Here is a 7,044-nt window from a genome sequence, read left to right on the forward strand (position 1 = left end):
GCTTATTCGCAGTCAGGGCTTTGAGCCTGTTCGCACCGTGGAGGGGTACCAGATTTGGGCGAAGGCTTCTGCTGACCCAGTCTCGCCGGTCTCGGCTCAGTAAGCTGCTTACCGGCGGAGGTGCTGTTTCCAGTTTTTGCTCCAGCGCTGTGTTTTTTGCGCCAGGCCGGGTGGCAGGCTGGTGTTTAGCAGCGCAGCACCCTGCTCTACTACCAGCTTGCCTGCGCGTTTACCCTTGCGCAGGGCTAGTATACCTGCCCACTGCCCGCCCGGGCACGGGCAGGTAAGATGCCCACCCGCTACCACCAGGCGGGCACCGGGTAGCAGTACGATCTTTGCCCCTGGGGGCAGGTGCACCCTGCAGTGGATGTACAGCTCAGTGTTTTCGCCCACAATCAGGTGGCCAGTCAGCTTCTTCCGTCCGCACCAGGTATAGCTGGTGTCGGGTGGCAGGCTTAGGTTTTGCCAGTGCTCAGGGTCGCAGTGCCTGGGGAATACGGCCTCGGCAATGTCGCCTTGTAGGCCATTCAGGGCTAGGTGTAGGCGGCCCAGTTGGCACTCGGTCAGGGCATTCTTCCACTTGTTATAGTCCATGATGTTATTGCCGCAGCTCCAGCAGTTTTTTACAGCGGGATAGGTGGGGGTGTCGTCGCAGCCGTCGTTCAGGGGTCGGTCATTACTGGTGGTGTGGTGCAGGCCCATGCTGTGGCCTAGCTCGTGCGAAATGATGCCCCTGGGCCAGTAACCCGTCCGATAGTCGTGATACAGCTCTTGCGCCACCACCCAGTGCCTGCTGGCTATGCCACTGGCTACGCCCCTGCTTTTCAGGTCTTTTGCCTTCAGGCTGTCGCTGGAGACGAGAAATAGGTGTACGGCATCCTGCCGGTGCTGCAGGGTCGTGTCCTCCAGCACAAAGCGGCGGTGCCAGCCCGTTACCTTATCTATCTGCTGGTTCAGGTTCAGCTCGCTAAAGTCCCAGTCGGGCACGGCGTGAAAGTAGATGGCCCCCCAGTCCAGCCAAAAGTCGATCCGTCCATCCGGGATGTAGGCCGACGAGGTTTCGGCCTGCATGGGCTCCAGGTTGCGAAAGCTCTGCCCGGCATCCTGCACCAGGTTGATCAGGTACTGGCGATGGTCGGGCGTGTCTTCAAAATTGATGACCGTATCGGGCGCCTGCATTACATGCACGGCCAGCTGGATTGTTTGCACAGGGGTGTGTTCGGCGGGCAGGGGCACATAGCTCTGCCACTGCTGGCAGCAGGGTGCCTCCTGCGCCCGGGCTGTGGGGGATAGGCTAAGCAGAAGCAGGCACAGGCTATATCTGGTGATTCGCATACGGTACATCGGTATGCAGGGCCAGCTGGCCGCGCTGTAACAGGGGTTCGCCCGCCAGGGCAATCATGGCCGCATTGTCCGTGCAGAACTGAAAATCGGGGATAAAGAGGCTGCAGCCGTGGGTATCCGCCAGCTGCTGCAGCCGGCTGCGCAGGCCCCTATTGGCCGCCACGCCCCCTGCCAGGGCCACCTGCTGTATGCCTGTTTCGGCCACGGCCTGCTCTACCCGGGCCGCCAGTGCCGCCACAATGGTGTGCTGTATGCTAGCTGCCAGATCCTGCCTGTGCAGCTCCAGATAGGCGGGCCCTTGCCGCTGCAGGTGGTACAGGATGGCGGTTTTCAGGCCGCTGAAGCTCCAGTCGTGGCTACCGGTGCGGGGGTCGGGCCAGCGGTGAAAGTGTGCATTCCCCCCCGCGGCCGCAGCCCGGTCTATGTGCGGTCCACCCGGGTAGGGGTAGCCCAGCATACGGCCTGCTTTGTCAAAGGCCTCGCCCGCCGCGTCGTCCAGGGTGCTGCCCAGCCGGGTATACGTTAGCCGGTCGGTTACCTGCAGCAGCAGCGTGTGCCCCCCCGATACCAGCAGACACAGGTAGGGGAAGCTCGGGTAGGGGGGCTGGGCAAATACACTCATCAGGTGGCCATGCAGGTGGTCTACCGCCACCATGGGCTTGCCCAGGGCCTGGCTATAGGCCTTGGCAAAGCTGCTGCCTACCAGGAGGGCACCCATCAGGCCCGGCCCTGCGGTATAGGCAATGCCGTCCAGCTGGCTGGGCTCCACACCTGCCAGGCTGAGGGCCTTCTCCACCACTCGGCTTATCTGCTGCTGGTGCAGCCGGCTGGCCAGCTCGGGCACGATGCCGCCCTGCGGGCTATGCTCCACCTGGCTGTGTACCACATTGCTCAGGATGCGGCCATCCTGCACCACTGCAGCGGCCGTGTCGTCGCACGAACTCTCTATACCCAGCACGATCATGGCTAAAGGTACACTTTATGCCCTGGGTGCACAAGTCTACGCCTCCATCCCCCCCCAGCCGGTATACGGGGATATGCCCGATAAAGCGTTACTTTGCACCAGATGCGGCGTCGTGTTGTGCCCCTTTTGCTACTCAGGCTTACGCAGGCTCTGCTGCTGCTGGTGGGGCTGTATCTGGTGCTATTTAGTGCTGTTTTCCTCCTGCTGCGCAGCCAGGCTGTGCAAGACTGGCTGGTGCCCAAGCTGATAGACAGGGCTGAGGAGGCCCTGGGTGCTCGCATCGAGTTGGATCGGGTGGTGCTGTCGCCCATGGCCTACTTCGAGTTTGAGGGCTTCAGCATGTACGACCAGCAAGACAGCCTGATGTTTGCTGCAGAGCAGCTGGCCCTGCATAGCCTGGATGTGCCCACGCTACACTGGCTGGGAAAGAAAAGCAGAGTAAAGACCATAGCCCTGGGCCGCCTACACCTGCACCGGCCCTATGCACACCTGTATTATCTGCCCGATGGCCGACTGAACATAGACTTCCTGACCGAGCCGGAAGACAGCACAGATACTGAGCCGCCCCGTGTGGCCCTGAGTGTAGACGACATCCAGCTTACGGATGGTACATTCATCCTGCAGGATGCCACCGTAGGCCCGGCCTGGCTGGCACTGGTGCCCCAGCAGATCAATTATGAAAACATGCGCTGGGAAGAGATTAGCTTTCGCGGAAGTTTTTCCTTTTCGGCACAAAAAGACCTGGTTGTACAGATCCGGCACCTGAGTACCAGAGACCCCAGAACAGGGGTGCAGCTGGACAACTTTCAGGCTACCCTGATTGCGGCCCAGAGCTATACCTGGGCCGCAGAGCGGCTGAGGCAGACGCTGCCCGATCTGCCCTTTGTCCAGATCCGCGATGCCTCCCTCAGTATGGACGAGACCCAGCTACGCTTCGACCTGCTGATGAAGGGCGAAAGCCTGGGTACCCTCTTCAAGCGGGGGCGAAACCGCCAGTACAGCCTGTTTTTCCTGCCCTCTCAGCTAGATATGCGCACCCTATACCACTTCATTCCGGGCGAGGCGCTGCCCATAGCGGGAACCATCCGGCTGGAGGGGCCTGTATCGGGCAACTACCGGCAGATCAAGGCCAAGGGCCTGAAGCTGGGCTTTGGCGAGCGCTCTACGCTGACAGCCGACATCAGCCTGCGCAACTTTCTGCATGTTCGCGACCTCTTTGTGCAGGCCCGGCTGGTGCAGAGCCAGCTGTATAGCCAGGATGTGCACGCCCTGTTGCCCGGCATTGCCCTGCCCGATGAGGTGGATCGGCTAGGCTATGCACAGATAACGGGCCGGTTCACGGGCTTTCTGAACGACTTTGTAGCCGATGCACGCCTGACTAGCCCGCATGGGCAGCTAATCACGGATGCCAACCTGAAGTTTCTGCCTGGCGGGCTCAGTGTGCGCGGCTCGTTTCAGGCTACCAACCTGCAGCTGGATGCCCTAACGGGCCTCTCGGTAAGCAAACGACTGAATGCCAGGGGCTATGCAGAGGGCTATATTCATAACTGGGACGACAGCCGCCTGAAGCTCCGCTTCGATATGGGCACCAGTCAGCTATTGGGTTATCAGATAGACAGTGCCGGGGGTAACCTCAGCCTGGAAAACCAGGTGGTAACAGGCCAGCTGGATGTAGTGGATGCAGAGGGCAGCTTCCATGGTAGGGTAGTGGCAGACCTGGGCAAAGACCGCCCCAGCTACCGCTGCATAGGCGATATTGAAGCCCTGGACCTGCAGCACTATGGCCTGCTGTCGCAGCCTACCTGGGTAACCAGTATCTTCAACATAGAAGTGGGGGGCAAAGAGGTAGAGGACCTGGAGGGTACGGTGCGGCTCTTTGAGGTACAGCTACAGGGTGCCGAGGCAGACCAGCGGCTGGAATTCCCGGACCTAGTGCTTACCAGCCACTCCGGTCTGGACCACCGGTATAAGTACGTGCAACTACGGGGCTATCCGCTAGACCTGGTGCTGGAGGGTCAGTTTCGGTATGCAGACCTGGGGCCTACCCTGGTGCGCCTGCAGGACGAACTAACGCACCTGCTAACCAATGATACCGCCAGCCTGTGGCAGCCTGTGGCAGCCGGTACAGCTGGCGAGGTGCCGGAGCTGCAGCTGGACTTCGAACTGCGTGCCCGAAACCTGAACCCCGTGCTGGCTTTCCTGAAGACGGACATCCGCCTGGCTGCTGACAGCAAGCTGGATGGCAGCCTGTATGCCGGCAGAAAAGACTCCCTCTACCTGCACTTTGCCACCGCCCACCTACAGGCTGCTGGCACCGAGAGCCGACGGCTGGAGACCTATCTGAACCTGCAAAAGGTGGGTGTGGCACCCAGTAGCCTCCGCGCCAGTGGTCAGCTATCGGCAGATAGCTTTAGCCCAAGTGCGGGCCTCACGCTACAGCACATTAACCTGGCACCCTCCTGGCAGGGTGGCTATTTGCACTACAACCTGTCGGCCGTGCAGGATACGCTGCGAAACTACTACCTGCTGAGCGGCGTACTGCGCCCAAGCCCACAGGCGCTGGATCACCACTTTGAGCCCGCCTATAGCCGCGTCCTGGTGGCCGACAGCATCTGGACCTTCAGCCCCCAAAACCACCTGCGCTGGGAAAAAGACCGGCTAACGGTAGAGCAGTTCGGCCTGACACAGGGCGGGCAGCAGATCCAGCTGGCCACTAGCTACATCCCTTTTCTAGACCGGACGGATCTTTCGGTGCGGGTTTCCAACCTGGAGCTGGACCTTATTCAGCACTTTGCCCAAACCCGCGAGCCTCTGAGTGGCAGACTGAGCATGGAGGTAGCTGTACGAGACCTGCTGGGCAAGCCACTATACTCCGGCAGGGGATACATTGAGCGGTTCCGCTACGCAGGCATTACCTATGGAAACCTGCAGACCGATGCCTACTGGAGCGAGGCAGACCAACGGCTGAACGTGAACGCAGAGCTGGTGTATGAGTCTGACTCGGTGCTCTCTGTGGATGGATACCTGAAGCCTACTGAACCCGGAACCCCCCTCTACCTGAAGCTAAGCACCCGCAACCTGGAGGTCTCAAAGGCCAGCCCCTTTGTAAAGGGCCTGCTGTACGACCTGGGGGGCACCTTCAGCGTGAACAACCTGATTCTGAGCGGTAGCCTGGCGGCACCCCGGATGCATGGCACCGGGCGGCTACGTGGGGTAACACTGGGGATAGACTACCTGCAGAATAAGTTATACTTGCCCGATGAACAGGTAAGATTTGAGGGCAGCGACATTGTGCTGGATACCCTGCGGATCTACAACCACAAGGCTACAGGCCTGTATACCCCCACCGACGGGTATGCCGAGCTGAGCGGGCGCATCCGGATGCAGCGCCTGGCAAACCCGGGCCTGGACCTCCGCCTCTCGAACCTTCGGAACTTCAAGGTGTTCGACCTGAAGGCACACCAAAACAGCTCTTTCTACGGGCTGGCCTACGCAAAGGAGGGCTGGGCCAGTTTTACCGGCTCCTTTAACCAGGTTAAGCTTTCCGGCCAGATAAGCCCAGGTAAAGGCACCCATGTGAGCATCCCTGCCTACGACTATACCGAAGAACAGCGCCTCTCCTTCGTACGCTTTGTGCAGCCCGATGCCACCGGGCGGGCACAGCTGGGTGTGGTGCAGGAAAGCAGCTTCCTGATGGACCTGAACCTGAACATGACCCCCGATGCCACCATGGATCTGGTGTTTGATGCAAAATCTGGCGACGTGATTTCAGCCAGGGGGAACGGAAGCCTGAGGCTGGAGCTACTGCCCGATGAACGATTCCTGATGAGTGGAGGCTATACGATAAGCGAGGGCAAGTATCTGTTTACCTATGGCAATGTGGCTGCCAAGCCCTTCAGCATAGAGCCGGGCGGACGAGTAAGCTGGAGTGGCGACCCCTACAGTGGCCAGCTGGACCTGAATGCGGTATATACCGTACAGAATGCCAACCTGACCGCCTGGGACACCACAGCCGGCAGCGCCACCGTAGAGGTGCTGATGTACCTGAAGGGTAGCGTGGAGCAGCCCGACCTGCGCTTCGGCATCCGGATGGCCAACCTCTCTCAGCAGCAGACCTTCCGCGTGGTGAGCACCCTGAACCTGATACGGAACGACGCTCAGGAGCTAAACCGGCAGGTGTTCAGCCTGGTGATGATGCACCGTGTAGCCCCGGTGGGCGGGCTATTTACGGCCCAGGGAGATAATAACAATGCTGGGGCGGGCAGCATTGCCACCACCAGCATGTCTCAGTTTATCAGTAGCCAGCTTACCAGCTGGATAGGCAATGGACTGGGAGACGACATCGATGTGTCTTTTAACCTGACCAGCGACGGTACTTTCAGCGCCACCACCACTGCCCGCCTTTTCAATGACAAGGTTACGGTGCGGCGAGATGGGGTGCTCTCCAACACCCAGAACAGAGAACTGAGCCTGGGCAACTTCAGCATCGAGATCAAGCTGTATCCGGGCGACAGCGTGAAGCGGGAAAACCCCGGCCAGCTGGGGGTGCAGATTTTCAACCGGGAAAACATCGTAACCAATACCCTGGCCAGCACCAGCCGGGGGGCGGGGGTGTATTACCGCAAAGACTTCAACCGACTGGCCGAGCTGCTGGGTAGCCAGGAGCCACGAAAAAACAAGATTCGAGTAGGCGAGCTGTATAAGGAGCAAGAACAAAAAGTACCTCAGCCGGACGA

General features: G+C 60.0%; 3 protein-coding genes. 1 reads left to right on the forward strand and 2 read right to left on the reverse strand.

Annotated elements, in window-relative coordinates; translation table 11 throughout:
* Nucleotides 1-108: 108 nt before the first annotated feature.
* Together LW884_11495 and tsaD are read right to left on the reverse strand one after the other, a co-directional pair.
* Nucleotides 109-1,335, reverse strand: coding sequence for a hypothetical protein (locus LW884_11495; GenBank protein ID MCE3008954.1), 1,227 nt, complete (start codon nucleotides 1,333-1,335; stop codon nucleotides 109-111).
* Complete coding sequence (tsaD, locus tag LW884_11500) at nucleotides 1,316-2,308, reverse strand: tRNA (adenosine(37)-N6)-threonylcarbamoyltransferase complex transferase subunit TsaD (GenBank protein MCE3008955.1); 993 nt, start codon at nucleotides 2,306-2,308, stop codon at nucleotides 1,316-1,318. Before tsaD ends, LW884_11495 begins: the two co-directional genes overlap by 20 nt.
* A gap of 102 nt (nucleotides 2,309-2,410) precedes the next feature.
* Between tsaD and LW884_11505 the strand changes: the two genes are divergently transcribed.
* On the forward strand, nucleotides 2,411-7,044 hold a 4,634-nt coding region (locus LW884_11505), incomplete at its 3' end, for a translocation/assembly module TamB (protein MCE3008956.1).

It is taken from the genome of Bacteroidota bacterium (assembly GCA_021300195.1).
Classification (GTDB): domain Bacteria; phylum Bacteroidota; class Bacteroidia; order J057; family JAJTIE01; genus JAJTIE01.

Coding starts and splice junctions, on each gene's coding strand:
- LW884_11495 (MCE3008954.1), bottom strand. CDS start 1,335: ATGCGAATCACCAGATATAGCCTGTGCCTGCTTCTGCTTAGCCTATCC.
- tsaD (MCE3008955.1), bottom strand. CDS start 2,308: ATGATCGTGCTGGGTATAGAGAGTTCGTGCGACGACACGGCCGCTGCA.